Below are 24,921 nucleotides of genomic sequence, written 5' to 3' on the forward strand. Positions count from 1 at the left end.
GCCGCCCGCGACATCGGCCGAATCGATTCTGCCGGGCGGGATTCACGCTCCTCGACGCGCCGAGGTTTTCCGGGAAATTCCCCCGGCCGCGCCCGACGCGAATTCGGCCGAGGGCCGCGATTCCCCGTACGGGCGGGCAAGGGCCGGGGGAATATCTCCTCGGAAACATTTCCGAGCGGGACGGCCATCGATTTCCGACGCGAAGAAAAGCGGTTCCCCGTGTGATCCGCACAACGTTTCCGGCCGCAACGGTCACGCCGCGGGACGTCCCGAAATCACGGGCGGGCCGACGCGTTCGCGGGGGCGGCCGGCCGGTCGACCGGGCGATCGGGCGGCGTCACGTCCGGGCCGCGGGCTCCGATCCCGGCCGGGTGTCGGGGACGGGTTCGACCGAGGTCGGCGGACCCTCCTTCGCGCGGCCGGGGAGGAGCAGGCAGAGCGGGACGGCCACGGCGGTGAACGCGACGGCCCACCAGAAGGCCTGGTCGAAGCCCTCCGCGCGCTCGGCGGGGGTGTGCGCGCCGGCCGCCGTGTGCTGCAGGACGACGGCGAGGACCGCGGTGCCGACCGAGCCGCCGACCTGCTGGGCGACCCGGGTCACGATGCTGGCGTCCGGGATCTGCGCGGTGGACAGCCCCGTGTAGGCCGCGCCCGCGAGCGGGATCGTCGCCGCGCCGAGGCCGAGGCCCCGGACGAACAGCGCGGTCAGGAGGATGGCGTTGGCGGTGTCGTCGGTCGCGAACGCGAACGGCACCGTGCCCGCGCAGCAGACGGTGAACCCGATGACGGCGACCACGCGGGGGCCGTACCGGTCCATCGCCCGGCCCGCGATGGTGCGGGACAACAGCGCGCCGACGCCCTGCGGGATCAGGAGCAGCCCGGCGCCGAGGGCGTCCTCGCCGCGCACCTGCTGCCAGTACAGCGGCATGAGCAGCATCGCGCCGTACAGCGCGGCCCCGGTCAGGAACCCGAGCGCGGAGGCCGACGCCGTGGGGCCGTTGCGGAACAGCCGCAGGTCGATCAGGGCCGCGCCGGACGGTCGGCGCAGCGCCCAGACCACGAACGCCGCGACCAGGGCGAGTCCGCCGAGGAGCGGGCCCAGCACCCGGGCACTCGCGAACCCGGCCTCGCCCTCGGTCTGGGACAGCCCGTAGATGATCGCCGCGACACCGGGCGACACCAGGAGGAATCCGACGACGTCGAGCCGCGACGTCCCGCGCGGCGGGTCGGCGGGCAGGTTGCGCAGCGCGAGCCAGGCGCCTCCCACGCAGAACGGCACGTTGACGAGGAACAGCCAGCGCCAGTCGGCGACATGGAGGATGAGGCCGCCCAGCACCGGTCCGAGGATGGGCCCGAGTGCGGCGGGCAGCGAGATGGTGGCGATGACCTTGCCGATGTTGCGGCCTCCGGCGGCCTGCATGACCAGGGTCATCATCAACGGCATCATCACGCCGCCGCCGATGCCCTGGACGACGCGGAAGACGATCAGGCTGGTGATGTTCCACGCCACCGCGCACAGGAGCGAGCCGAGGAGGAAGACGCCGAGGGCCGCGATCCACAGCCGCTTGCCGCCGAACTTCGCCTGCGCCCACCCGGCGACCGGGATGGTCACGAACATCGCGAGCAGGTAGCCGGCACTGACCCACTGGATCGTGCTCAGCGGGGCGTTCAGCTCGGTGTGGAGGTCGTTGAGGGCGACGCTGACGATCGTGGTGTCGAAGACGACCGCGAGGGCCCCCACGATCACGGTGACGGCGGTGCGCCACACGGCGGGGTCGACACGGTCGGTGTCCGCCGCGGCGGACGGGGGCGCGGGGCGACGCGCAGGGTTCACAGCTCCACCTAAGATACACAGCTGTTTCTTAACGGCGCGATGGTACGCGCGATCCGTTAAGATGCGCAAGTGTTTCTTATGAGGGACGCATGTACTCGGGAGGTGCGGACGCATGGCGGAACGCCGCCGGGGGCGTGAGCTGGAGGAGGCCCTGCTCGACGCGGCCTGGGACGAACTCGTCGAGCACGGCTACGCCGGATTCACCATGGACGCGGTCGCCCAGCGCGCGGGCACGAGCCGTCCCGTCCTCTACCGCCGGTGGTCCGACCGCCACCACCTCGTGCGCGCCGCCGTCGTCCACTCCTCCGCGCGCAGCCCGCTGGAGGCCCCGGACACCGGCTCGCTGCGCGGCGACGTCATCGGCCTGCTGCGGCGCATCAACGCCACGCGCGTGCACATGGCCACGATCATGAGCATCCAGATGGCCGCCTACTACCAGGAGACCGGGACGAGTCCCGCCGACCTGCGCGACATCGCCTCGGAGGGGCGGCGCAGCCTGCTCGACGACGTGTACGAACGGGCCTTCGCCCGCGGCGAGATCGACCCCGCGCACGTCACCGAGCGCATGAAGTCGCTGCCGTTCGACCTCCTCAAGCAGGAGTTCTTCATGACCTTCCGCCCGGTCACGGACTCCGTGATCGAGGAGATCGTCGACACGCTGTTCCTGCCCCTGGTCACCGCGGGCCGCAACACACGGGAGTCGTCCCGGAGTTGACGGCCGCGCCCCCGCGTCGGGGAGCGCCGCCCGCCCGCGGCGTCAGGCCGACGTACGGCGGGCCAGGGCTCCGGCCTGGGCCCGGTCGCGGCAGCCGGTTTTGCCGAGGAGGCGGCCGACGTGGCTCTTGACGGTGTGTTCGGAGACGACGAGCCGGGCCGCGATCTCGGCGTTGTTCAGGCCCTCGCCGATGAGGGCGAGGATCTCGCGCTCGCGCGGCGTGAGTGCGGCGAGCCGCGCCATGTCGTCCGGGTCGCGGACGCGGGCGCGGCGGTCGGCGGCGTAGGCGCGGATGAGGCGGCCCGCGATGGCCGGGCTGAGGGCGCCGTCGCCGGCCGCGGTGGCGCGCACGGCCGCGGTGATCTCCTCGAACGACGCGCTTTTGAGCAGGAAGCCGCACGCCCCCGCGGTCAGCGCCTCGTCGACGTACTCGTCCATGTCGAACGTGGTCAGCATGAGGACGCGCGTCGTGTCGAGCGCTCCCTCGGCGGCCAGCCGTCCGAGCACCCACAGCCCGTCGTGGCCGGGCATGCGCACGTCCAGCATCAGCACGTCCGGGCGCACGTCGAGGGCGAGCCGCAGCGCGTGGTCGCCGTCGCCCGCGGTGCCGACGACCGTCAGATCGGGCTGGGTGTCGACCATCAGGCGCAGGCCGTCGCGGACGACGCGTTCGTCGTCGGCGACGACCACGCGGATGGGACGCTCCCCTGGGGTGGTCAACGCTCACCTGCTCGCTTCGGGTCCGGGCTGCTTCGCAGCGGGATGACGGCGCGCAGGCCGAATCCGCCGTCGTCGGTCCGGCCCGCGTCCAGCAACCCTCCCAGGACGCCGACGCGTTCGCGCAATCCGATGAGCCCGGTGCCCGCACCGCCGGGCCCGGTCCGGTCCGACGGCGGCGGGGCGCAGTAGGCGTCGACCGTGAGGCGGCCGTCCGCGACGGCGAGCGTGACGGTGGCGGCGGCGCCCGGGGCGTGGCGGCGTGCGTTGGCCAGGTGCTCCTGGACGACATGGTACGCGGCGAGTTGCACCGGTTTGGCGATCTCCGCCACCTCCGCGGGGGCGTCGAGGGTGACCGGGGTGCCCGCCTTGCGGGCGTCGGCGACGAGCCGCGGCAGGTCCGCGAGTTGGGGCGCGGGCCGCCGCGGCGCGATCTCGCCGGTGTGGTCGCGCAGCACGCCGAGCAGTTCGCGCATCTCGCCACCGGCCTGCCGGCCCGCGGCGGCGATGGCGTCGATGCCCTCGCGGGCCCAGGGCGGCAGGTCCGAGGACCGCGCGCGCAGCGTCTCCGCGTGCACGACCAGCAGGGTCAGGGAGTGCGCGGCGATGTCGTGCATGTCGCGGGCGATGCGCGTGCGTTCGTCGGCGGCGGCCTGCTCGGCTCTTCGGTGCTGCTCCCGCTCGGCCTCAAGGGCGCGCTGCTGGGTCACCGCGAGCAGCTGCTGCCGGTTGCGGGTGGCGACGCCCAGGGCCCACGCGGCGGGCAGCGGCGCCAACACCGCGAGGACGTCCGAGCCGCCGCGCCGGTCGCCTTCCGCGGTGGCGTGGTTCGCGACGACGCCGAGAGCGATGGCCAGCGCCCCGGCGCCCAGGGCGAGCGCGGCCCGGTCGAACCGCGTGTGCGCGCCGACCGCGTACAGCGCGAACGCCAGCGGCAGCACCACCAGCGGGCTCAGGCTCCGGTCGGCGGCGGCGCAGGCCACCTCGGCGACGACCAGCGCGACCAGCACGAGCGCGTACGCCGCGAGCGGGCGCTGCCGGCGTCCCACGAGGCCGCCTGCTGTCGCGACACCCCACAGCCCCACCGCGAGCCACGCGCCGGAGGAACCGTCCGTCGTGGCCTGGTCGATCAGCGGGGGCACGAGGGCCGCCGCGAGGACCGCGCCGTCGACCGCGGTCTCCGGCAGCCGCCGGGGCGGCGCGAGGGGATCGGAGACGTTGAGCACCCTGTGAGCGTAGGCGGGCGCCGCGGAGCGCACACCGCTCGCGAGAATGAGTGCGCCCCGGCCGGCCTGGTCCTGCGGGATGAACGCGCCCGGGAGGGGTGCGCCCGCCGCGGCGATGCCGGGCGGAACCGCCGGATGGCCCACTGGAGGGCATGCCCGCACCCCAGCCGACCCGTCCGGCACCCCCCGGGACCACGCGCCTCGGCGGCATCCTGCGCCGCGCCAAGTGGTCCGTCCTGATCGCCTGGATCGCCGTCGCGATCGCGGCCACCGCCCTCGCCTCCGACCTCGGCGCGGTCCAGCGCGACGACGCGGCGGCGTACCTTCCGCAAGGCGTCGACTCCACCACGGTCGCCCGGCTCGCCGAACCGGACCCCGACCACCCCGACGCCGAGACCGCGATCGTCGTCTACCACCGCGACGGCGCGCCGCTGGCCGCCGGGGACGCCGCCGTCGTCGACGACGACCGCCGCCGCGCGGCCTGGTTGGCGCCGGGCGAGGCGGTCACGTCCGAGGACGGGCGGGCGGCGATGTTCGTCGTCCGCGTCCAGCCGCGGACCGCCGACGACGACACCGCGAAACAGGCGGTCCGCGACCTGCGCGACGCGGTGGACCATCCCCGCCCGGACGGCCTCGACGTGCTGGTGACGGGCGAGGCGGCCCTGGGCACCGACAGCAGCGGAGGCGACGTCGACGCCGTGCTGCTGGTCACCAGCATGGCCATCGTCGCGCTGTTGCTGCTGCTCACCTACCGCTCGCCGGTGCTGTGGCTGCTGCCGCTGCTGGCCGCGCTGATCACCGTGATGACGGCCCGCGGCGCGGCGTACGGACTCGCGCGGGCCGGATCGGCGGTCACCGAACTGTCGTCCGCGATCCAGATCGTGCTGGTCTTCGGCGTCGCCACCGACTACGCGATGCTCCTGCTGCACCGCTACCGCAGCGAACTCGCCGTGCACGCCGACCGCCACGAGGCGATGGCGCACGCGCTGCGCCGTACCACCCCGGCGATCCTCGCCAGTGCCGGGACGGTGATCGCGGGCATGCTCGCGCTGCTCGCGGCGGACCTCGCGGGGCTGCGCGGTCTCGGCCCGGTGGCCGCGGTCGGGGTCGTGATCGCGGCGGCGGCGATGCTCACACTGTTTCCCGCGCTGCTGCTGTGTGTCGGCCGCCGCGCGCTGTGGCCGCGCATCCCCCGGCCCGACGCGCCGCACCGCCCCCGCGACGCACGCGGGTGGGCGGCGGTGGCCCGCCACGTCACCCGCCGCCCGGTGGCCTTCGCCGTCCTGGTGACCGCGGGCCTCGGGATCGCCGCGCTCGGCCTGACGAACCTGCGGGTCAGCGCCGATCCGCTGGACAAGGTGCCGCCGTCGGCGGAGTCGGTCGCGGGGCACAAGGTGCTGGCCGCGCACTTCGCGGAGGGCGTCGCGGAGCCGCTGCGGATCGTCCTGCCCGAGGGTGCGGACGAAACGGCCCGGGACGCCGCGCGGACCGCCGTCGCCGCCGTCCCGCACATCGCCGGGGTCGCGCCCGGTGAGCCCGTGTCGGGCAGGCCCACGCTCGACGCCGTCCTCGACGTCGACCCGTACGGCGACGCGGCCGACCGGGTGATCGGCGAGGTGCGCGACGCCCTCGGCACGGCGGTGGACGGCGCGCTGGTCGGCGGCACCCCCGCCGTGCAGGCGGACTACCGGCAGGCCGCGCTGCAGGACACCTGGCGCGTCGCCGTGCTGGTGCTGCTCGCCATCACCGTGATCCTCGGTGTGCTCCTGCGCTCCGTGGTCGCCCCGCTCGTCCTCGTCGCGGCGACGGTCCTGTCGTTCGCCGGGTCGCTGGGGCTGTCGACGCTGCTGTTCACCCAGGTCATCGGGACGGACGCGGTCGCCGCGGATCTGTTCCTGTACGTCTTCGTCTTCCTCGTCGCGGTCGGCGTGGACTACACGATCTTCCTCACCGAACGCATCCGCGAGGAGCGCCGGCGGCTGCCGCACGCCAAGGCCGTCCGCGTCGGCGTCACCGCGACCGGCGGCGTGATCACCGCCGCCGGGCTCGTCCTCGCGGGCACCTTCGGGGCCCTCGCCCAGCTCCCCGACGTCACCGTCGCGCAGGTGGGCGTCGCGGTCGCGACCGGGGTCCTCATCGACACGCTCCTGGTCCGGTCCCTCCAGATCCCGGCGGTCGCCGCCTTGCTGGGCGACCGCTTCTGGTGGCCGAGCCGCCGGGCCGCGGAGTCGCCGCCGCGCCCTCACGGCGATCTGTCCGGAAAGCGCTCGCCCGCTCCCCCAACTTCGACAAGGTTGTAGATTGTCGTTGCTGCCCGGTCCGCCGTCGGGCGCGCGTTTCGCCACGCCCGGCGACGGACCGGTTCGCTGTCGACGAGGAGGCTCGGCCATGCGGGGATCGCTGTTCCAACACGCCGTCGGTTCCGGTACGGAGCGCTTCTCCCTGCAGAACCCGCAGATCCTCGCGGTGCGCCTCGGCCGCGAGACCGGCCACGACGTCCTCGCGCGCAAGGGCGCCATGGTGGCCTTCCAGGGCGGCGTGGAATTCGACGGCCACCACCTGACCCCGCGGGAACACCAGGTGTACCAGTACACCGGTGAGCAGCTGAACCTGATGCGCTGTCACGGGACCGGCACCGTGTACCTCGCGCACCAGGCCCAGTACCTGTGCATCCTCGACATCGCCCAGGACGGGCTCGTCGTCGACGGCGACTACATCCTCGCCTTCGACCCCCAGCTCTCCTGGAACGTGGTCGCCATCCAGAGCCAGGAGAACATCGCCGCGGCCGGCGCGTACAACATGGAGTTGCGCGGACACGGCCGGGTCGCGCTCATGACGTCCGGCAAACCGCTGGTCATGAGGGTCGGTCCGCAGAGCGAGGCGTTCGCGGACGCGGACGCCGTGATCGCGTGGAGTGCCGGGCTGACGACGCGCATGGAGGCGCAGACCACCAGCTCCCGGGTGTGGCGGCGGCGCCGCGGGACCGGTGAGGGCTGGACGATGTGCTTCCTGGGCGAAGGCTTCGTGGTCGTGCAGCCCCACGAACTGGCGGGCCCGACGCAGTTCCAGGCCGGGGGCGGACCGCTCGGCATGGGGGCGGGCGGCTACCGCGGGAACCAGTGGGGCGGCTGACCCGCCGCCGGGCCCGGCGGTGGGTCAGCGGCGGTCAGGCGTCTTCCCCGTGGGCGTACCGCTGCGCGCGCCAGGGGTCGCCGACGGGGTGGTAGCCCCGCTCCTCCCAGAAACCGCGGCGTTCCTCGCTCAGGTACTCGACGGCGCGCAGCCACTTGGCGCTCTTGTAGCCGTACAGGTGCGGGACGACCAGGCGCAGCGGGAAACCGTGTTCGGCGGTCAGCACTTCGCCGCCGTGGTGGGTGGCGAGCACGGTCGTGGCGGCGGCGAAGTCCTCCAGACGCAGGGTCGCGCTGTAGCCGTACTCGGCCCACGCCATCACGTGGGTGACCGACGCGGCCGGCGGCACCAGCTCCAGCAGGGCCGCGGCGGGGACGCCGAACCACTCGTGGCCGGTCGAGGTGACGCCGGCCGCGCAATGCAGGTCGGCGACCACGGTGACGCGCGGCAGCGCGGGGCTGGACCCGAACTCCGGCCAGGACCACGCGCGGGCGCCCGCGTCGGCGGTGGCCCCGTACACGCGCAGGTCCCACCGGTCGGGGCGGAACGTCGGGACCGGTCCGTAGTGCGAGACCGGCCAGCCCCGCACCCGCCTTTGCCCCGGCGGGAGTTCGCCCCCGTCGCGGTCGGACGCGGTCGGCCGGTGGTCACACATGGCCCGGTGCTCCTCGGTCGTGGGCGGACGCGCGGCGGGGGTCCGAAGAACGCCGGATGATCTCCTCGGTCCTTCCGCGACCGCGCCGCGCCCGGTCGTGGGCGGGCGCGCGGTCGGCGCGTGGCGAACGCCGGGTGACGGCGGGGCCGTTCACGGCCACCGCGGCTGCCGGGGACGGACGCCGGGCCTGCGTGCGCGGCGTATCGGGGCGCCCTCCGGCGCCCGCGGGCCCCCGACCGGCCCGGCCGACGCGGTGCCCCTCCCTCGCGCCGGAAGCGTGCGAGCCCACCGCCACACCGGGCTCCTCCCCGTCCCCTCGCCGAATCCTTGTGTTTGCCACCCTAGGACCCCAGGCGTCATCTCATCCGCGAGGGTCCGCCCCACGCCCGCGTCACGCGGGGGCGTCACCGGGCAATCGGGGCGGGGGCGCCTCACCGTGTGGAGGATCAGGGGCGCGAGCGTGGTGTGCCGGGTCAGTCGGTTGTCCAGGAACGCAGCTTCTCGGGGTTGAGGACCACCCAGATATGGGTGATGCGGCCCTCGGCGACGGCGAACGCGTACACCGCGACGACGGCGCCGTCGTGCCGCGCCACGAGGCCGGGCTCGGCGTTGACCGTCCTCGGCTCGAAGGTCAGATCGCCGACGCTCCGGGTGGCCAGCTCGACCAGGTGGCGGGCGATGCGCTCGCCGCCTTCGAGCGGACTCGGTTCGGCGTTGGCCAGCCCGCCGCCGTCGGCGGTCACCGTCGCGCCGGGGTCGAGCAGACCGACCAGCGCGTCGATGTCCTTGGCCTCCCAGGCCTCCTTGAACTCCCGGATGACGCCTGCCAGTTGTGCTGGCGATGCGGCGGGTGCGCGCGTGGCGCGGAGGCGGCGCCGGGCCGAGGACGCCAGTTGGCGGCACGCGCCCGGAGTCCGGCCGACGACCTCGGCCACTTCGGCGAAGGAGTAGCGAAAGACGTCGTGCAGGATGAACGCCACGCGCTCGGCCGGCGTCATCGCTTCGAGTACGACGAGGAACGCCATGGTGATCGACTCGTCGAGCGTGACGCGGTCCGCCGGATCCACGGGCGCGGCCGACCGCTCTCCGCCGATCCAGTCCGTGTCCCCGGGCACCGGCTCGGGGATCCACTGGCCGACATAGCGCTCCCGCCGGACGCGGGCCGAGCCGAGCAGGTTGAGGCAGATGCGCCCGGCGACGGTCGTCAGCCAGGCGCCGGGTGCCTTGACGGCGTCCTGCTCCTGCCGGGACATCGCGTACCAGCGGGCGTACGCCTCCTGGACGACGTCCTCGGCGTCGGCCCGCGAACCCAGCATCCGGTACGCGAGGTTGAGCAGGTGGCGCCGCTCGCCCGCGACCGTGCTCAGGCCCGGGTCGTCGTGTCGGTCGTCGCCCGGCTCGGCGGGGGTGCTCATGGCGCTCGGCTCCTCGGTCGCGGTTGCCCTCCACCGGTACGACAAGACAGCCCGCCGAGATGTGAGGCACCGGCTCGCCTCACCATCCGCGGTCCCGCGTTGTCGGAATGCCGAGACACCACGACAACCGGAAGGGAGGGGCGGTGACAGCCTCGCAGGCCGCCGCGACCGCGGCGCGGCCCGGCACGACGGGCGCCCGGTTCACCGGCGCGTCCGCGCGCCGACGGCCGACGGCGCGCGGACGCGGCCGCGCTTCCCCGTGACGGGCGTCGTGGCACGAATTCCGTGATCCGGCGGTGCCGTTGACCGGGCCGCGCACGGCCCGGCCGCCAGCCCGCATGCCGAGACGAGGCGGCACACCGACACCGCCGTACCGACCGATTCCCCCGCTCGACGGAAGGACCGCAACGACCATGACCACCCCGTCCTCCACCACGCCGTTCACCGACCCGGCGCCCGCCGACCGCCTGGCCCGGGCCGCCGCCGCGCTCGCGGCGAACGGGTTCGCCGTGGAGACCCTCGGCGACGTCGCCGCCGCGCGTACCCGTGTCCGCGACCTGATCCCCGAGGGGGCAAGCGTGTTCACGGCGGCCAGCGAGACCCTCCGGCTGTCCGGTATCGACGCCGACATCAACTCCGGCGACCGGTACCGGGCCGTCAAACCGCGCGTCCTGGGAATGGACCGCGCGACGCAGGCCGACGAGATCCGGCGGTTGCTCGCCGGTCCCGACGTCGTCGTGGGCAGCGTCGCCGCGGTCACCGAGACCGGCTCCCTCGTGATCGCCTCGGGCAGCGGCAGCCAACTCCCGTCCTACGCCGGCGGCGCCGCGCGCGTGATCCTGATCGTCGGTGCGCAGAAGGTGGTCCCCGACCTGGACACCGCGCTGCTCCGCGTCCACGAGTACGCGCTCCCCCTGGAGGATGCCCGGGCGCGGGTCGCCTACGGGGTCCCGAGCGCCGTCAACCGCCTCCTCGTCCTCAACGCCGAACCGCTTCCCGGCCGCGTGACCGTCCTGCTGCTGCGCGAGGCCATCGGATTCTGACGACGCACGAGCGGGCAGCCCGCGCACACGCCGCCGCTCCGGCGCCACGAGCCGTGTGCGCGGGCCCCGCGGCGGCCGAACAGACGGGCTTTGTCGCCCGGTTGGTCGGTACCCCGGTCGAACTCGGCGCGACTCTCGGCGCCTTGGGCCGGACTCGTGGCGTGGTACGCGGTGCCGCGGCCGAACGGCGGCGGGTGGTCGGCACAACGTGCCGGAAACCGTGAACTCGACTGGTGCCCCCGGCCGTTGCGCCTCCCCCACGCGGGCACCGGGCGTGGTGCGCGGCGGAGTGGTCGACACCGATGCCCGATCCGTGAACTCGGCCGGTTTCCGCGGACGTTGCGGCCGTCGGGCCTCCTCCGGATCCCGTCGGCGCGCGCATCGCATACCGTTCCTTCCGGGTCGCGGCGCAGGCCGCGTGACCGATTTCCGAGCGGCGCGTCCGCGTCCTCGACGTCCGACCGAGGGGAATTGCCCGTGCACGCCAAGGACGCCGACCTGGCCGAGGCCCTGACCAAGCGGCTCGACGGCGAGACGATCGCCGCCGCCGCGTACGCGAGGGTCGACACCGCGCTCGGCCCGGCGCGCATGCTCACGCCGCTCGGCAACTACCTGATCGCGAGGCCGGCGGCGCGCGCCGCCGCGAAGAAGATGACCGCGGAGACCGACATCCCGCTCGACGCCGCCGTCGTGTTCGGCATCAGCGACGGCGCCCTCCACGTCTGGGCGGCCGACCCGATGCTCAACCGGGTCGGCGACCACCTCGGCCGGATCCCCCTCGACCGCATCGCGTCCATCCGGGTCGCGAGCGGCAAGACCTGGCAGCCGGTCACGATAGGCATGGCCGACGGAAAGTCGGTCGAGCTTGAGGGTCGGGGCCCCATTCACGCGGTCGCGGCGGAGTTCGACAAGCGCAAGGCGGCCTGACACCGGAACGCGCCGGCGTGCGGGGTGTTCGGGACGATTGGTCTGTGGCAATGCGCATGGCGAATGCGCATGGCGAATACGCATGGCGAATACGCATGGCGAATACGCATGGCGAATACGCATGGCGAATGCGCATCGCCCCGGCCCGCGGCCTGGCCGGTCTGACCGGCTCGTTCGAGGTCACCGAGGCCACCGTCGGCGAGCACGGGCCGGTGGGCGCCGACGGGTTCCACTTCACCCACGCCGACGGCACGCGCCATCTGCCGCCACGCCTGGGGCAACCTCACGCGTGGGAGATGACGCGCCACTTCTGGGAGGCCGCGGTCCGCGGCGGCTACGCGGGGCACGGCGAGACGTACACCGCGACGACGACCGGATCTGGTGGTCCAAGGGCAGCGAGCCGACCGGCGGTTCCCCGCCCGCGTCGCGTTCCCGCGCCGCATCACCGAGGAAGGCCCCGGCGGCGCGTTCGACCCGGCCCCGATGAGCCTCGACTTCCCGCGGGTCGGCTCCGGCGACGACTACTTCCTCGGGTACTTCGGGTCGTTCCGCCCGCTGTTCCGTACGGTGCGCCTGCCGCGCGACCGCCGGTACCGCGTCGACGTCATCGACACCTGGAACATGACGGTCACGCCACTCCCGGGCACCTACTCCGGAACCGTCCGCGTCGACCTGCCCGGACGGGAGTTCATCGCGCTGAGGATCTCGTCGCCGACGCCGCAGCGACACCGTCCCGCGGCGGCCGGCGGCCGACCCCGCCCAGCGGACCGGGACAAACCGGCTCCGCACACCCGGCCCCCGCGCGGAGCGTGACGGCCGCCGTTCAGGCCTCCGGTGCCGCCCGCGGGATCGCGGCGCGGCACCGGGCGCCGTCGGTCGCGCCGTGGGCGACCGGGCCGGCCTCCGCGGCGAGGGCGGCGTCCTCGAAGACGGCCAGGGCCTCGCGGCACCGCTCGACCGCGGCGCGCGCGGCGGCGCCTTCGGGTGCGCCGAAGTAGTCGCGCGCCGCGATCTTGGCCAGCCACCGGTCGAACCGCTCCAAGTCAGCCTCGGACTCCTCGACTTCCGCGTACGTCACGCGCCCGCGGCGGGTCTCGCGGTCGAGTTCCGCCAGCAGCTCGGGGGCGCGCTCGACGACCTCGGCGTACTCCGTGGCGCGTGCGGCGTTGAACTGCGCGACGAGGTCGCGGCGGTCGGCGTCGTCGACCACCGCGACGGCGAGCACCCGCGCCGCGCCGCCGTCCGCGCGTACCGACGCGGCCAGCCGCCGCACCTGGCCGCGCACCGGCTCGCGGTCGGGCAGCAGGCACACCGACTGCTGGAGGTAGAGCGCGCCGAGGGAGCGCAGCTTGCGCCAGACCCGCACGCGCGTGGCCGCCGGAGCGCCCGCGGTGCTCACCGTCACCAGGACGAACCCGTCCCGTCCCTCCCGTCCATCCGCCATCGTCATGTAACAACCGTAACAGCGCCGCGTTACATCCAGTACTCTCAAGCCGGGTGCCGGTCGGCGCTCCCCCGGCGCGAGGATCGCGCACGCGCGACGTTGGGTCGCGACCAGTCGGATGGGAGTCGCCCGATGGCCCGAGGCAGGCCCGCGCGCCGCCGAGCCGCCCCTCGACCGCATCCTTTCGCCCCCGTCGCACCGGCCTCCGCGGCGGGGTCCCCCATCGGCCCGGCCGTCGGCCCGTGCGCGGAACGCCCGGGCCGCGCCCCCCTGGAACCCCCCGCCCCCCACTGACCGCCGCCACCGCCCCCGCGGTTCCACGGCGCCGGCGCCGCGGAGCCCGATCCGCCCGCCCCGCTCCCGGAAAGCCCGCCGCCCGTGTCCTGGTTGCAAGCCGCCGTCCTCGGCCTCGTCCAGGGGCTCACCGAGTTCCTGCCCGTATCCTCCAGCGCCCACCTGCGCGTCTTCTCCGCCCTGGCCGGCTGGGACGACCCCGGGGCGGCGTTCACCGCGGTGACCCAACTCGGCACCGAAACCGCGGTCCTGATCTACTTCCGCCGCGACATCGCCTCGATCGTCACCGCGTGGTCCGTCGCGCTGGTACGGCCCGAGCGGCGCAAGGACCCCAACGCCCGGATGGGCTGGTTCGTCATCGCCGGAACCCTGCCGATCGCGATCATCGGCGCGGCGTTCCAGGACACGATCGAGACCAGCCTGCGCGATCTGCGGATCACCGCCGCCGCGCTGATCACGTTCGGCCTGATCCTCTGGCTGGCCGACCGCACCCGCGCGGTACGCCGCGCCAAGCCGATCAGCGACCTGACCCTCCCCCACGCCGCCGCCTACGGCTTCGCCCAGGCCCTCGCCCTCATACCCGGCGTCTCCCGCTCCGGCGGCACCATCAGCGCGGGCCTCGCGCTCGGCTACTCCCGCGAGGCCGCCGCCCGCTATTCGTTCCTCCTCGCCATTCCCGCCGTCCTGGCCTCCGGCATCCTGGAGCTCTTCAAGATCGGCGACGGCCCCGCCCCCGCCTGGGGTCCGACGCTGCTGGCCACCGGCCTCGCCTTCCTCGTCGGCTACGCCGCCATCGCCTGGTTCCTGAAGTACATCTCGAACAACAGCTTCACCCCGTTCGTGATCTACCGCGTCCTCCTCGGCATCGTCATCGCCGTTCTCGTCACCACCGGCACCATCGCGGCCACCGCCGGCGCCGTCGAGTAACGCGGACGGAACCGGCGCGGCTTTCGGTTTGCCGCACCCGATTTCCGGGATTCGGCTTCCGGGATGAGCCCGGCCCTCGTGCGGCACACCATTCCCCGCGCGATTTCGGACCGGGAATTGGTCGTGATCGGGGGCCCGAACCGGCGGACGCTCGTACGGCGGTGGCCGGAACCGAAAGCGGCACGACCACGGCCCGCTCGCGCGAGGTCCGCCGGGCCGGGTGCGCCCGCGTCCGTTCCCGGAGCGGAACGCCCGCACGCGGCCGAGCTGTTCCGCCCCGGGGCGCGGCGGGGCGCGGCCGACGTCGGCCGTGCTCGGCCCCAGGACCGGCCCCCGTGACCGCGTGCGAGCACGCACGACGGTGGACCCCGCGGCACACGTCACCGGCCGCGGGCGCAGGATGCCCCCGCCGCACGACCGGACCGCGGCCTCCACTCCCGCCCCGCCGACCTCCGGTGCGCCGCCCCGCCCCGCCGTCCGCCGCGCCGCCTCCCCACGCCGCCTTCCCCACCAAGAGGTCGGGGGCACTGTCGCGAACCCTCAACCGACCGCGCCGAATTCCCCCGGGAAAACCCGCGACCGCACCGTCGAATTGCGGCGGCATCGCCCCCTGTGCGACGAGTGCGGCCGGGGAGCGACAACTGATGGCAACAGCTGGCACCCGTTCCGCTCCGAACACTTAATTAGCCGGTAACCCGAAAGAAACGTCGCCTTACCCGGGGCGGCCCCTCCGCGCACGGTCCCACGTCTCCCGGATCGAAGGACTCACCCGATGCCCACGCTGCCAAGATCCCGCCGTCTCCGCCGGTACGCCCCCGTGGCGGCCCTCACCTCGTGCGTCCTGCTCACGACGGCCGCGTGCGGCGGCGCGGCGGACAAACCCGCCGCCGGTACCGACAAGCTGGCTCTGGCGGTGCTGGGCGCACCCAACTCCTTTGAGGTGACGCAGCTTTCGGACGGGCAGCCGGCGTACATCTGGAACTCGGTGTACGACACGCTGCTGTACACGGACAACAAGGGGCAGCTCCAGCCGAACGCCGCGGAGAGCTGGGGATACACCGACGGCGGGCGGACGCTGACCCTCAAGCTGCGCACGGGCATGAAGTTCAGCAACGGCCACGGGGTGAACGCGGCCGGGGTCAAGGCGAGCCTGGACTACGTCCGGACGACGCCCGGGAGCCAGCAGAACTCACTCGACGCGATCGACGCGATCGAGGCACCCGACGACACCACCGTCGTCCTCAAGCTCAAGCACCCCGACGCGTCCCTGCTGCCGTCCCTGTCGATGGGCGCCGGCGCGATCGCGGACCCGGAGACGATGAAGGACCCGAGTGCCGCGCTGAACCCGATCGGGTCGGGCCCGTACATCCTGGACAAGGCCGCGACCGTCAACGGCTCCTCCTACCTGCTCAAGAAGCGCGACGACTACTGGAACGCCGCCGCCTACCCGTTCGAGACCGTCGAGGTCAAGGTGATGGGCGACCGCACGGCGGCGGTCAACGCGCTCCAGGACGGCCAGCTCAACGCGGGCACCGTCGAGTCGACGCAGGTGGACCAGGTGAAGGGGGCCGGTTTCGATGTCACCGTCGTCCCGGCCACGTCGGTCGGCACCCTGGTCCTGGCCGACCGCGACGGCAGCGTCGTCAAGCCGCTGAGCGACGTGCGGGTGCGCCAGGCGATCAACATGGCCTTCGACCGGCAGAAGATGGTCAGCCAGTTCCTGCGGGGCGTGGGCCGGCCCACGGCGCAGATCGTCAACCCCAAGAGCGCCGAGTACGACCCGGCGCTGGACACCGCCTACCCGTTCGACCCGGCAGCCGCGAAGAAGCTGCTGGCCGACGCCGGCTACGCGGACGGGTTCTCGGTGACGATGCCGAGCCTCTACTACACCAAGCCCTTCGAGCCCACCATCGGCCAGGCGCTGAAGGACATCGGGATCGAGGTCACGTGGGAGCCGGTGCCCGCGCAGAACAACTCCATCGCGCTGACCTCCGGCAAATACGGGATGTACTTCACCGCCGACGGACTCAACGCGGTCCCGAACGACGCCAAGAAGTACTTCTCCCCGCAGGGCATCCGCAACCCGTTCCACACGCAGAACCCCGAGATCTCCGGCCTCCTCCTGGAGGCGTCGGGCGAGCAGGACCCCGCGAAGGCGACCGACGCGTTCAAGAAGATCAACACCTACGGTACGCAGAACGCCTGGTACGCCCCCGTCTTCTACATCGGCAGCTCCTGGGTCACCAAGAAGGGCATCACCTATCTCGGTGACGGCTCGTCGACGCTGACCACCATCCGGGCCTTCGGGACAGCGAGCTGACGCCACGCCGGTATCGGTGAGAAGGAAAGAGCCCCATGATCTCTTATGTGCTCCGCAGACTGGGAGGAGCGCTGCTCCTCACGGTCCTGGTCACCTTGATCACGTTCCTGTTGCTGAGCACGTCCTTCGACAGCGTGGCCGCCAGTAGGCTGGGCAACTCGGCCACCCCGGAGGCCGTGACCGCGATGAAGGAGCAACTCGGTTTCGACCGGCCGGTGTTGGTCCAGTACTTCGACTGGCTGTCGCATGTCGTCCGAGGCGATCTCGGGGTCTCTCTCTTCACCAGTGAACCGGTCGACCAGGCCGTGTCGTCGCGCCTGAGCGTCACGCTGTCCGTCATCACCGCCGCGCTGCTGTGCACGGCCGTGGCCAGTGTGGCGCTCGGCGTCCTGGCCGCCTGGCGCGGCGGTGTGATCGACCGCGTCGCGCAAGGCGCCTCGCTCGTCGGCTTCCTGATCCCCAGTCTGCTGATCGCGATCGTCCTGGTCTACGTGCTCGCCATCAAGACGAGCATCCTGCCCGCGACCGGCTACACGCCCCTCGCGGACGATCCCGGGCAGTGGCTCAAGTCGATCACCATCCCCGTGATCGCGTTGTCGCTGCACGGCATGGCCAGCCTGACGTCGCAGATCCGCGGACGCATGATCGACGAACTGCGCAAGGACTACGTCCGCACCCTGCGCACGCGCGGCATCCGGACGCGGTCCATCGTGCTGCGGCACGCGCTGCGCAACGCCGCCGGGCCGGCCCTGACCGTCCTGTCGATGGAGTTCATCGCGATGTTCGGCGGCGCGCTGATCATCGAGAAGGTCTTCGCGCTCCCCGGCTTCGGCAGCTACGCGTTCGACTCGTCGCTCCAGGGCGACATCCCCGTGATCATGGGCGTCACGTTGTTCGCGGTCCTGCTCGTCGTCGGCGTCAACCTGATCGTCGACCTCCTCAACGGCTGGCTCAACCCGAAGGCGAGGATCCATTGAGCACGGCACCGCACGCGGCCGAGCCTCTGGCAGCCGAGCCGCAGCGCCGCAAATCGACGTTCCGCCGACTCCTGCGGGACCCGCAGGCCGTCGCCTCCGCCGCCCTGCTGATCGTCATCTTCGCCGCGGGGCTGCTGACCCCGCTGATCACCTCACACGGCCCCAACGACGCGTCCCTGGACGCGATCGACGCCGGGCCGGGCACCTCCGGCTACCTGCTCGGCGGCGACAGCAGCGGCCGTGACATCTACGCGCGGCTCCTCAACTCGATCAACACGAGCCTCGTCTCCGCCCTGATCGGCACCAGCATCGCCCTGGCCATCGGCGTCACCGCGGGCCTGGTCGGCGGGTACTTCGGCACCCGGGTCCGCGTCGTGACGGAGTGGCTGTTCAACCTCCTGATGACGTTCCCGGGCCTGCTGCTGCTGATCGTGCTCATGCCGGTCACCAAGGGCGACTACCGGGCGACGATGGCGATCTTCGGCGTCCTGATGTCGCCGGGCATCTACCGGCTCGTCCGCAACCAGGTCGTCGGGGTCAAGAACGAGTTGTTCGTGGACGCCGCCCGCGTGTCGGGCCTGTCGAACCCGCGGATCCTCGGCCGCCACGTGCTGTCCGCCGTACGCGGACCGGTCATCATCGCCACCGCGTTCCTCGCCGGCTCCGCCATCGCCCTGCAGGCCGGCCTGGCGTTCCTCGGCCTCGGCTCCACCGACACCGCCAGCTTCGGCGCGATGATCTCCGAGGGGTTCCACAACCTCTACAACGAACCCCTCCAATTCCTGTGGCCCAGTCTGCTGCTCGGGCTCATCAACGCCTCCCTCGTCCTGTTCGGCAACGCGCTGCGCGACACGCTGGAAGGCGCCCAGCCCAAGCCGACCAGGCGCGCCAAGCCGGGCAGGAGCGCGAAGCCGGACGGGGAGACCGCCGCGGTGCCGTCGCCCACGTCCGCCGCGAAAACCGCCGCCGCGGACACCCAGGCCGCGGAACCGGTCTCGGGGCTGCTGACGGTCGAGGACCTGGCCATCGCGTACCCGACGCCGTCGGGCGAACTGCGCGAGGTGGTCAGGGGAGTGACGCTCGGCGTCGCCGCCGGGGAAGTCCTCGGCGTGGTCGGGGAGTCGGGCTCGGGCAAGACGCAGACCGCGTTCGCCGCGCTCGGCGTCCTGCCCCCGGAGGCGGTGGTCACGCGCGGCTCGATCACGCTGGACGGGCAGGAACTCCTCGGCCTGGGCGAACGCGAACTGCGGGCGCTGCGCGGCAAGTCGATCGCGTACGTACCGCAGGAGCCGATGTCGAACCTGGACCCGGCGTTCACCGTCGGATCACAGCTCGTCGAAGGCCTCCGCGCCACCCAGGACCTCACCCGCCGCGACGCCCGCGCGCACGTCCTCGCCCTCCTGGAACGGGTCGGAATCGCCGACCCGAAACGGACGTTCGCGTCGTACCCGCACCAGATCTCCGGCGGCATGGCGCAACGCGTCCTCATCGCCGGCGCCGTCGCCAGCCGTCCGAAACTGCTGATCGCCGACGAGCCCACCACGGCCCTCGACGTCACGGTGCAGGCGGACATCCTCGACCTGCTCCGCGAACTCCAGCAGGAGCTTGGCATGGCGATCCTCCTGGTCACCCACAACTTCGGGGTGGTCGCCGACATCTGCGACCGCATCGCGGTGATGAGCGACGGGGAGATCGTCGAGACCGGCGACGTCGTGGACATCCTCCGCGCCCCGCGCCACGACTACACCCGCATGCTCCTCGACTCGATCCTCGACGACGGCGGCGTCCGCGGCGACGACTCCCCCGACGCCGCCCCTCGGACCGGTGCCCTTCAGCCGGAAGGCATGGCATGACCGCCCCCCTGCTCGACGTGAACGACCTGCGCGTCTCCTTCCCCGGCCGCGGCTTCCGGGCCCGGCCCACCGAGGTCCTGCACGGAGTGTCCCTGGCCATCGGCACGGGCGAAACCCTCGGCCTGGTCGGCGAGTCCGGTTCCGGCAAGACGACGATCGGGCGCGCCGTCCTCGGCCTGGTCAAGCCGGGCGGCGGCACCATCCGCTTCGACGGCCGCGACATCACCCACGCCCCGCCCAAGGAACGCCGCCTGCTGGCCCGCGACATCCAGGTCGTCTTCCAGGACCCCTACACCTCGCTCAACCCGTCGCTCACCATCGGCGACATCCTCAGCGAACCCCTCATCGTGCAAGGCGCCGAGGCCCGCGACGCCCGCACGCGCGTACGCACCCTGCTCGACCAGGTCGGCCTGCCTGCGGACGCGTCCGAGCGGCTGCCGCGCGAGTTCAGCGGCGGGCAGCGCCAACGCGTCGCCATCGCCCGCGCGTTGGCGCCCGAGCCGCGGCTCATCGTCTGCGACGAACCGGTCTCCGCGCTGGACCTGTCGACGCAGGCCCGCGTCCTCGAGTTGTTCCTCGACATCCAGCGCCGGACCGGCGTGGCCTACCTGTTCATCACCCACGACCTCGCCGTCGTACGCCACGTCAGCCACCGCGTCAGCGTCCTCTACCGCGGCGACGCCGTCGAAACGGGCCCGGCCGACGCCGTCACCTCACGTCCCGAACACCCCTACACCCGCAGGCTCATGCTCGCGTCCCCGGTCGCCGACCCCGTCGAACAACGAAAACGCCGCACCGAACGCCGCCGCCTCGCCACCCTCGACCCCCTCGACCCCCTCGACCCCCTCGACCCCCTCGACCCCCTCGACCCCGCAAAGCCCGCGAGGGCCCACACGTAACGGGACCACCTCGACGGGGCTTCGCTACCGCGACAGGTCCGCGTGTGTACTGTCGGCGGTCGAGCCGGGACGGCGAACGCTTCTCCTCGAAAGACGCGCGGAGGGCCCCGGCTCGCGACCGTGCGGGGAGGGTCCGTGGGATTGCCGGTGGGTGAAGGGGCGGAGAGGTGGCTGACGGTACGGCCGGAGCGGATCGTCCTCGGGGTTGTCCACAACGTGACGTCGGCCACCCGGCTCCTGGACCTGCTGCGCCTCTTCGAGGGGGACACACGCGTCCAGACCGTGTTCACCTGCACCGGCTCGTCGCCGTTCCGCGACGGTATCGAGGAATTCGTCCGCGCGCACGGACTCGCCTTTCTGGACTGGCGTGACGCGACCGCCGGGAAATTCGACCTGGCGATCGCCACGAGCCGCGGCGGAGAACTCCACCGAATCAACGCCCCACTCATGGGAACTTCGCACGGAATGGGCTACAATAAAATACTCAACCGGAAACCGGAAACCGGAAACCGGAAACCGGAAACCGGAAACCGGAAACCGGAAACCGGAAACCGGAAACCGGAAACCGGAAACCGGAAACCGGAAACCGGAAACCGGAAGCTTCGGGCTGACCGCCGAATGGCTCGTCCATGACGGTTCCGTCGTGCCCGACGCCGTGGTCCTCTCCCACGACGAGCAACTGCGACGGCTCGCGGACGGTTGTCCGGACGCGGTTTCCGCGGCGGTCGTGGCCGGTGATCCGTGCCTCGACGACCTGCACGCCGCCCTCCCCCTGCGTGACGACTACCGCGATGCCTGGGGCCTGCTGCCCGGCCAAAAGCTGGTGGCCATATCGTCCACGTGGAGCCAGGAGGCGCAATTCGGGAAATCCCTCGACATCGTCCGCCACACCGTGGCGACCCTTCCACGCGACGAATACAAGACGCTCGCGATCATCCACCCCAACGTCTGGTACGCCCACAGCACCTGGCAGATCCGCTCGTGGCTCGCACCCCTGCAAGCGGCGGGGCTGACCCTCGTCCGCCCCGAAGGCGACGGCTGGAAGGCCGCACTCGTCGCGGCGGACGCGGTGGTCGGCGACTACGGGTCGGTCACGTTCTACGGCGCGGCGATCGGCGTGCCCACTTTGCTGTCCGGCCGTCCGGCCGAAGGCACCCTGGCCGACGACTCACCCATCGCCCGGCTGCTCCCGCTCCTCCCCCGCGTCGATCCCCGCGTCCCGCTCACCGCGCAAATCCAACGCGCCGTGGACCGTTCACATCCCGATCCCCGCATCGCCGACATCACCGCCCTGGCGTCATCCGTCCCCGGCGGCTCGTCACGCGTGCTGCGGACGCTGTTCTACGACCGCATGAACCTCCCCGAGCCGTCGCATCCGGCCGCCGCCCGCCCCGTCGAACTACCGGACGCCGAGACGGCATTCGCACCGCGCCGCACCCCGGTCGCTCCGCCCACCCACTGCACCACCGACCTCGCCTCGGACGGGTCGACCGTGACCCTGCGCCGCTACCCGACCGGCATCGGATCCGAGGCCGCGCCCAACGCCCACCACGGCGACTCCCACCTCGTCGCGGACGCCGCGGAACCCGACGAACGGCTGCGCCTCCAGGCGGATGTCATCGTGGGACGGGCTCGTCCCACCGATGCCTCCCCGTCCCCCGAAGTCGAGGCACGGCTCACGGCGTTGCTGCGCACCCACCCCGGCTCCTGGCTCGCCGCGCTGCCACTCGGGCGGCACGGTTGCCTGGTGGGCACCCCCACGGGATGGCGTGCGCACGTGACCTGGACATCCGACGACCCCCGGATGACCACCGCGGTCGCGGCGTCGGCCGTCTACGCCACGTTGCCGACCGATGCCGTCCCGGACGAACTCCGGGTAAGACTGGGCCCGTTGACCGTCACGCTCACAGCGCGGGCGGCGCCGCGCTAAGCGCCTCGCGCACGTCCGCGGCGCGCGCGTCGCCCAGTTCCTCGTATCGCTCCAGTGCCTCCTGCCATGCCGCCCGTGCCTGGTCCACGGCTCCCGACGCCGCGTGAGCGTCGCCCAACAGGTGCAGAATGCGGGCTTCTTCGTGCCGGACCCGGTTGTCGCGCATGTGCGGCAGCGCGGCGGTGAAGTCCGCGACCGCGTCCGACGCCCGTCCCGCGAGCAGGTGCGCCTCACCCGAACTCGTCGACGCACGCGCCTCGTTGTACCCGTCCCCGAGCGCCGCGAACTCCCTTCGGGCACGCCCGAGTTCAACGATGGCATCGGCATCCCGCCCGCTGTGTGCCAAGGCGCGTCCCAGATGGTGGGTCAGCAGCGCACGGCCGCGTGGGTGGTCCACTCCGTCGAGGGCGTCGACCGCACCGGCGAAGTGCGCGGCGGCGCCGGCCGGATCGCCGACGCGCAGGTCGAGCAGACCAAGTGACTCCAGCGCGCTGGACACAGTACGGGCGTGTCCGACCGCCCGGGCCGTGCGCAGGGCCTCCTCGAATCCCTCCCGGGCCGTGGCGAGGTCGTCCGCACCCGCGTCGCGCTGGAACTGCGCGAACCCGAGGTGCAGGCGCATGCGGGCCAGCGCCACCCGGTCACCCGCCTGTTCCGCGGCGACCACACCGAGCGCGTAGGTCTCGATCCAGTCCGCGAAGTGGCGGCGCATGAAGAAGAGTCCCCACAACGCCTCGCACAACTGCCAGACCGCGTCGTGCCGTCCGGTGCGGGCCGCCAGGCGTACGACGGCGACGAGGTTGTCGCGGTCCCGTTCCAACGCGTCGAGTGCCGCGGCGGGAGTCGCGTAGACCGGGTCGGCGGGCCGGGCGAACGCCGGGCCGTGGCGCCACTTGCCGCTCACCGCGCGCTCCGCCTCGACCGCGCGGGCCAGGTAGTCGCCCACGATGCGGTCGACGGCCGCGCCGCGTTCCGCCGACGGCGCGGCGGCGGCCGTCTCGCCCGCGTGCGCGTGCACAAGGTCGTGCATGCGGAAGCGCCCCGTCGCGGGAATGGTGTCGAGAAGGCTCGCGCGGACCAAGGCGTTCAGCGTGCCCCGGGCGTCATCGGGGGCGAGCCCCGCCGCACCGGCCGCGGCCCGTATGTCGAATTCCGGTGTCGGGTGCACCCCGAGGTGGCGGTAGAGGTGCCGGGCCGCGGCCGGCAGCGATCGATACGAGGCGTCGAAGACCGCACGTACCGAGATGTCGTCGTCGGGCACGGACAACACCTCCCAATCGGTGTCCCCGCCACCGGGCCGTTCCAACGCCGCGGCGGCCTCGGCGAGATCGGCGTGGACCTCGGCGATGACCTGCGCCGCCACGGCGCACATCGCGATGGGCAACCCGGCGCAGGCACGGGCGAGTTCGGGGGCCGACTCGGTCTGTCCGGTGAGTGCGGCCAGCAACGCGGCGCCGGCGTCGGCGTCGAGCGGGCGGACGGGCACACGGACCGCGCCGTGACTGGCGCTGAGGCCGGCCAGGGTGTGGCGGCTGGTGACGACGACGAGGCTGTCGGGATGCCCGGGCATGAGCGGGCGCACCTGGGCCGCCGTGCGGACGTTGTCGAGGAAGACGATCACCGGGTGCTCGGACGTGACGGAACGGAAGCGCTCCGGCAGGCGGTCCGCGTCGACGGGAATCTCGGCGGGCGGCACGCCGAGATCGCGCAGGAACCTGTCGATGACCGCGGTCGGGGACATCGACGTCTCGGCCTCATGCCCGCGGAGGTCCATGTACAGGTGGTCGCCCGCGAAGCGGTCGAGCAGGCCCGCGAGCCACCGCACGCCGGTCGCCGTCTTTCCCACGCCGCCCATGCCGGTGAGGACGACGACCGTGGGCCCGCCGCGCGGTGTCAGGGCGTTGTCGAGGAGCCGGAGTTCACCGGCGCGATTGACGAAATGACCGTAGGCTGCCGGAAGTTGCCGCTGCCGTGGACGCCCGACGGGCTGCGGCGCGTGCATGTGCGCGACGCGCGCCTGCACGACGGTGTGGAACTCGCCGCCGCTGATGGTGTTGTGCGTCCCGTCCATGCGTCCGCTCCCCGTGACCGCTGTGTCCCGAACAGGCCTGCCCCCGCCGTATCGTGCCGTGCCGTCAGCCGGTGTGGGGGCGGGCCGACGGCGAAGGCGCGGCGTTGTGGACGGAGTTGACGGTATTGCCGCGGACATCTCGTCCTTGCAGGACGACTTGCTGGCTGCCGCCCGAAACGGTGTTGTGCACCGCTTCGTTCACCGTGCCGGGCGCGAACTCCGCGATAAGGTCCTCCAGTTCGCGCGCCACGGCGGGGTCCGCCGCCAGGAGCCGTCGGAGGCGTCCGCGCCACTCGGCCGCGATGTCGGCCGCGAGAGTCGTATCGCCGTCGTCGTCGGCCGCGACCATGGCCGCGCGATCCGCTTCCAACTCCCGTGCCACGGCCTCCGCCTGCCCCGCGGACCCGCGCCCGAACCACGCGGCGAAGCGGTCCCTGGCCTGCGTCCACGCGTCGGTGGCCATCGCCCCGACCAACGTCGTCGCCCCCGACGACGCCAGCGCCACAACTGCGGGATCCATCCCGGTCGCCTCCCCCGCTGCT

General features: G+C 72.9%; 21 protein-coding genes. 13 read left to right on the forward strand and 8 right to left on the reverse strand.

The annotated features are described in order from the left end of the window. Positions 1 to 337: 337 nt before the first annotated feature. On the reverse strand, positions 338 to 1,834 hold the full coding sequence (locus LO772_RS07435) for an MDR family MFS transporter (protein WP_231777582.1): 1,497 nt from the start codon (positions 1,832 to 1,834) through the stop codon (positions 338 to 340). Between the two features lie 112 nt (positions 1,835 to 1,946). Between LO772_RS07435 and LO772_RS07440 the strand changes: the two genes are divergently transcribed. Beyond that, the gene (locus LO772_RS07440) at positions 1,947 to 2,549 is read left to right on the forward strand and encodes a TetR/AcrR family transcriptional regulator (RefSeq protein ID WP_231777583.1); all 603 of its coding nucleotides are present in this window, start codon (positions 1,947 to 1,949) and stop codon (positions 2,547 to 2,549) included. A 42-nt stretch (positions 2,550 to 2,591) separates the two neighbouring features. Here LO772_RS07440 and LO772_RS07445 read toward each other — a convergent pair whose 3' ends face one another. Then, positions 2,592 to 3,269 (reverse strand): response regulator, encoded by a 678-nt coding sequence (locus LO772_RS07445; RefSeq protein ID WP_231777584.1) that lies wholly within the window; start codon positions 3,267 to 3,269, stop codon positions 2,592 to 2,594. Continuing rightward, complete coding sequence (locus LO772_RS07450) at positions 3,266 to 4,492, reverse strand: sensor histidine kinase (protein ID WP_231777585.1); 1,227 nt, start codon at positions 4,490 to 4,492, stop codon at positions 3,266 to 3,268. Before LO772_RS07450 ends, LO772_RS07445 begins: the two co-directional genes overlap by 4 nt. Before the next feature lie 152 nt (positions 4,493 to 4,644). Here LO772_RS07450 and LO772_RS07455 point away from each other — a divergent pair, with 152 nt between their 5' ends. Next, positions 4,645 to 6,792 carry an MMPL family transporter gene (locus tag LO772_RS07455; RefSeq protein WP_231777586.1) on the forward strand — a complete coding sequence of 716 codons (2,148 nt, stop codon included), beginning with the start codon at positions 4,645 to 4,647 and terminating at the stop codon, positions 6,790 to 6,792. 88 nt (positions 6,793 to 6,880) lie between these two features. Beyond that, positions 6,881 to 7,624 carry an AIM24 family protein gene (locus LO772_RS07460; RefSeq protein WP_231777587.1) on the forward strand — a complete coding sequence of 248 codons (744 nt, stop codon included), beginning with the start codon at positions 6,881 to 6,883 and terminating at the stop codon, positions 7,622 to 7,624. 34 nt (positions 7,625 to 7,658) lie between these two features. Here the strand turns inward: LO772_RS07460 and LO772_RS07465 are convergent, their stop codons facing one another. Beyond that, entirely contained in the window at positions 7,659 to 8,279 is a 621-nt protein-coding gene (locus LO772_RS07465; RefSeq protein WP_231777588.1) for a molybdopterin-dependent oxidoreductase, read from the reverse strand. A 473-nt stretch (positions 8,280 to 8,752) separates the two neighbouring features. Further along, positions 8,753 to 9,694, reverse strand: coding sequence for an RNA polymerase sigma factor SigJ (gene sigJ, locus LO772_RS07470; RefSeq protein WP_231777589.1), 942 nt, complete (start codon positions 9,692 to 9,694; stop codon positions 8,753 to 8,755). 413 nt (positions 9,695 to 10,107) lie between these two features. On the opposite strand from sigJ, the gene LO772_RS07475 reads away from it, so the two are divergent. From LO772_RS07475 to LO772_RS07485, 3 genes are all read left to right on the forward strand, one after another. After that, positions 10,108 to 10,737, forward strand: coding sequence for an LUD domain-containing protein (locus LO772_RS07475; protein WP_231777590.1), 630 nt, complete (start codon positions 10,108 to 10,110; stop codon positions 10,735 to 10,737). Between the two features lie 477 nt (positions 10,738 to 11,214). After that, a complete protein-coding gene (locus LO772_RS07480) occupies positions 11,215 to 11,664 on the forward strand; it encodes a hypothetical protein (RefSeq protein WP_231777591.1) in 450 nt (149 codons plus the stop codon). 381 nt (positions 11,665 to 12,045) lie between these two features. Further along, complete coding sequence (locus LO772_RS07485) at positions 12,046 to 12,477, forward strand: DUF5605 domain-containing protein (RefSeq protein ID WP_231777592.1); 432 nt, start codon at positions 12,046 to 12,048, stop codon at positions 12,475 to 12,477. Positions 12,478 to 12,487: 10 nt separating this feature from the next. Here the strand turns inward: LO772_RS07485 and LO772_RS07490 are convergent, their stop codons facing one another. Continuing rightward, positions 12,488 to 13,114 carry a Chromate resistance protein ChrB gene (locus LO772_RS07490; protein ID WP_231777593.1) on the reverse strand — a complete coding sequence of 209 codons (627 nt, stop codon included), beginning with the start codon at positions 13,112 to 13,114 and terminating at the stop codon, positions 12,488 to 12,490. A 372-nt stretch (positions 13,115 to 13,486) separates the two neighbouring features. On the opposite strand from LO772_RS07490, the gene LO772_RS07495 reads away from it, so the two are divergent. The 7 genes from LO772_RS07495 to LO772_RS07525 all read left to right on the forward strand — a co-directional run bounded on the left by LO772_RS07495 (position 13,487) and on the right by LO772_RS07525 (position 22,308). Then, entirely contained in the window at positions 13,487 to 14,329 is an 843-nt protein-coding gene (locus LO772_RS07495) for an undecaprenyl-diphosphate phosphatase (RefSeq protein ID WP_231777594.1), read from the forward strand. Positions 14,330 to 15,101: 772 nt separating this feature from the next. Beyond that, entirely contained in the window at positions 15,102 to 16,649 is a 1,548-nt protein-coding gene (locus LO772_RS07500) for an ABC transporter substrate-binding protein (protein WP_231777595.1), read from the forward strand. A 35-nt stretch (positions 16,650 to 16,684) separates the two neighbouring features. Continuing rightward, on the forward strand, positions 16,685 to 17,626 hold the full coding sequence (locus LO772_RS07505) for an ABC transporter permease (protein ID WP_231777596.1): 942 nt from the start codon (positions 16,685 to 16,687) through the stop codon (positions 17,624 to 17,626). Next, positions 17,623 to 19,479, forward strand: a complete 1,857-nt coding sequence (locus LO772_RS07510; protein WP_231777597.1) for a dipeptide/oligopeptide/nickel ABC transporter permease/ATP-binding protein — start codon at positions 17,623 to 17,625, stop codon at positions 19,477 to 19,479. Before LO772_RS07505 ends, LO772_RS07510 begins: the two co-directional genes overlap by 4 nt. Further along, positions 19,476 to 20,378, forward strand: a complete 903-nt coding sequence (locus LO772_RS07515; RefSeq protein ID WP_231777598.1) for an ATP-binding cassette domain-containing protein — start codon at positions 19,476 to 19,478, stop codon at positions 20,376 to 20,378. The genes LO772_RS07510 and LO772_RS07515 overlap by 4 nt, the downstream gene beginning before the upstream one ends. Positions 20,379 to 20,513: 135 nt before the next feature. Further along, on the forward strand, positions 20,514 to 21,011 hold the full coding sequence (locus LO772_RS07520; RefSeq protein ID WP_231777599.1) for a hypothetical protein: 498 nt from the start codon (positions 20,514 to 20,516) through the stop codon (positions 21,009 to 21,011). A 10-nt stretch (positions 21,012 to 21,021) separates the two neighbouring features. Continuing rightward, positions 21,022 to 22,308 carry a hypothetical protein gene (locus LO772_RS07525; RefSeq protein ID WP_231777600.1) on the forward strand — a complete coding sequence of 429 codons (1,287 nt, stop codon included), beginning with the start codon at positions 21,022 to 21,024 and terminating at the stop codon, positions 22,306 to 22,308. Here LO772_RS07525 and LO772_RS07530 read toward each other — a convergent pair. Together LO772_RS07530 and LO772_RS07535 are read right to left on the reverse strand one after the other, a co-directional pair. Then, positions 22,283 to 24,379 (reverse strand): ATP-binding protein, encoded by a 2,097-nt coding sequence (locus LO772_RS07530; protein ID WP_231777601.1) that lies wholly within the window; start codon positions 24,377 to 24,379, stop codon positions 22,283 to 22,285. The two genes, LO772_RS07525 and LO772_RS07530, sit on opposite strands and share 26 nt — an antisense overlap. 64 nt (positions 24,380 to 24,443) lie before the next feature. After that, positions 24,444 to 24,899 (reverse strand): hypothetical protein, encoded by a 456-nt coding sequence (locus tag LO772_RS07535; RefSeq protein WP_231777602.1) that lies wholly within the window; start codon positions 24,897 to 24,899, stop codon positions 24,444 to 24,446. Between the last annotated feature and the right edge of the window lie 22 nt (positions 24,900 to 24,921).

The organism is Yinghuangia sp. ASG 101, from assembly GCF_021165735.1.
Lineage (GTDB): Bacteria > Actinomycetota > Actinomycetes > Streptomycetales > Streptomycetaceae > Yinghuangia.

Excerpts from the sequence above, each read along its gene's own strand:
- LO772_RS07490 (WP_231777593.1), bottom strand. The coding sequence starts at position 13,114 with ATGACGATGGCGGATGGACGGGAGGGACGGGACGGGTTCGTCCTGGTG.
- LO772_RS07535 (WP_231777602.1), bottom strand. The coding sequence starts at position 24,899 with ATGGATCCCGCAGTTGTGGCGCTGGCGTCGTCGGGGGCGACGACGTTG.
- LO772_RS07460 (WP_231777587.1), top strand. The coding sequence starts at position 6,881 with ATGCGGGGATCGCTGTTCCAACACGCCGTCGGTTCCGGTACGGAGCGC.
- LO772_RS07515 (WP_231777598.1), top strand. The coding sequence starts at position 19,476 with ATGACCGCCCCCCTGCTCGACGTGAACGACCTGCGCGTCTCCTTCCCC.
- LO772_RS07530 (WP_231777601.1), bottom strand. The coding sequence starts at position 24,379 with ATGGACGGGACGCACAACACCATCAGCGGCGGCGAGTTCCACACCGTC.
- LO772_RS07465 (WP_231777588.1), bottom strand. The coding sequence starts at position 8,279 with ATGTGTGACCACCGGCCGACCGCGTCCGACCGCGACGGGGGCGAACTC.
- LO772_RS07500 (WP_231777595.1), top strand. The coding sequence starts at position 15,102 with ATGCCCACGCTGCCAAGATCCCGCCGTCTCCGCCGGTACGCCCCCGTG.
- sigJ (WP_231777589.1), bottom strand. The coding sequence starts at position 9,694 with ATGAGCACCCCCGCCGAGCCGGGCGACGACCGACACGACGACCCGGGC.
- LO772_RS07455 (WP_231777586.1), top strand. The coding sequence starts at position 4,645 with ATGCCCGCACCCCAGCCGACCCGTCCGGCACCCCCCGGGACCACGCGC.
- LO772_RS07475 (WP_231777590.1), top strand. The coding sequence starts at position 10,108 with ATGACCACCCCGTCCTCCACCACGCCGTTCACCGACCCGGCGCCCGCC.
- LO772_RS07440 (WP_231777583.1), top strand. The coding sequence starts at position 1,947 with ATGGCGGAACGCCGCCGGGGGCGTGAGCTGGAGGAGGCCCTGCTCGAC.
- LO772_RS07505 (WP_231777596.1), top strand. The coding sequence starts at position 16,685 with ATGATCTCTTATGTGCTCCGCAGACTGGGAGGAGCGCTGCTCCTCACG.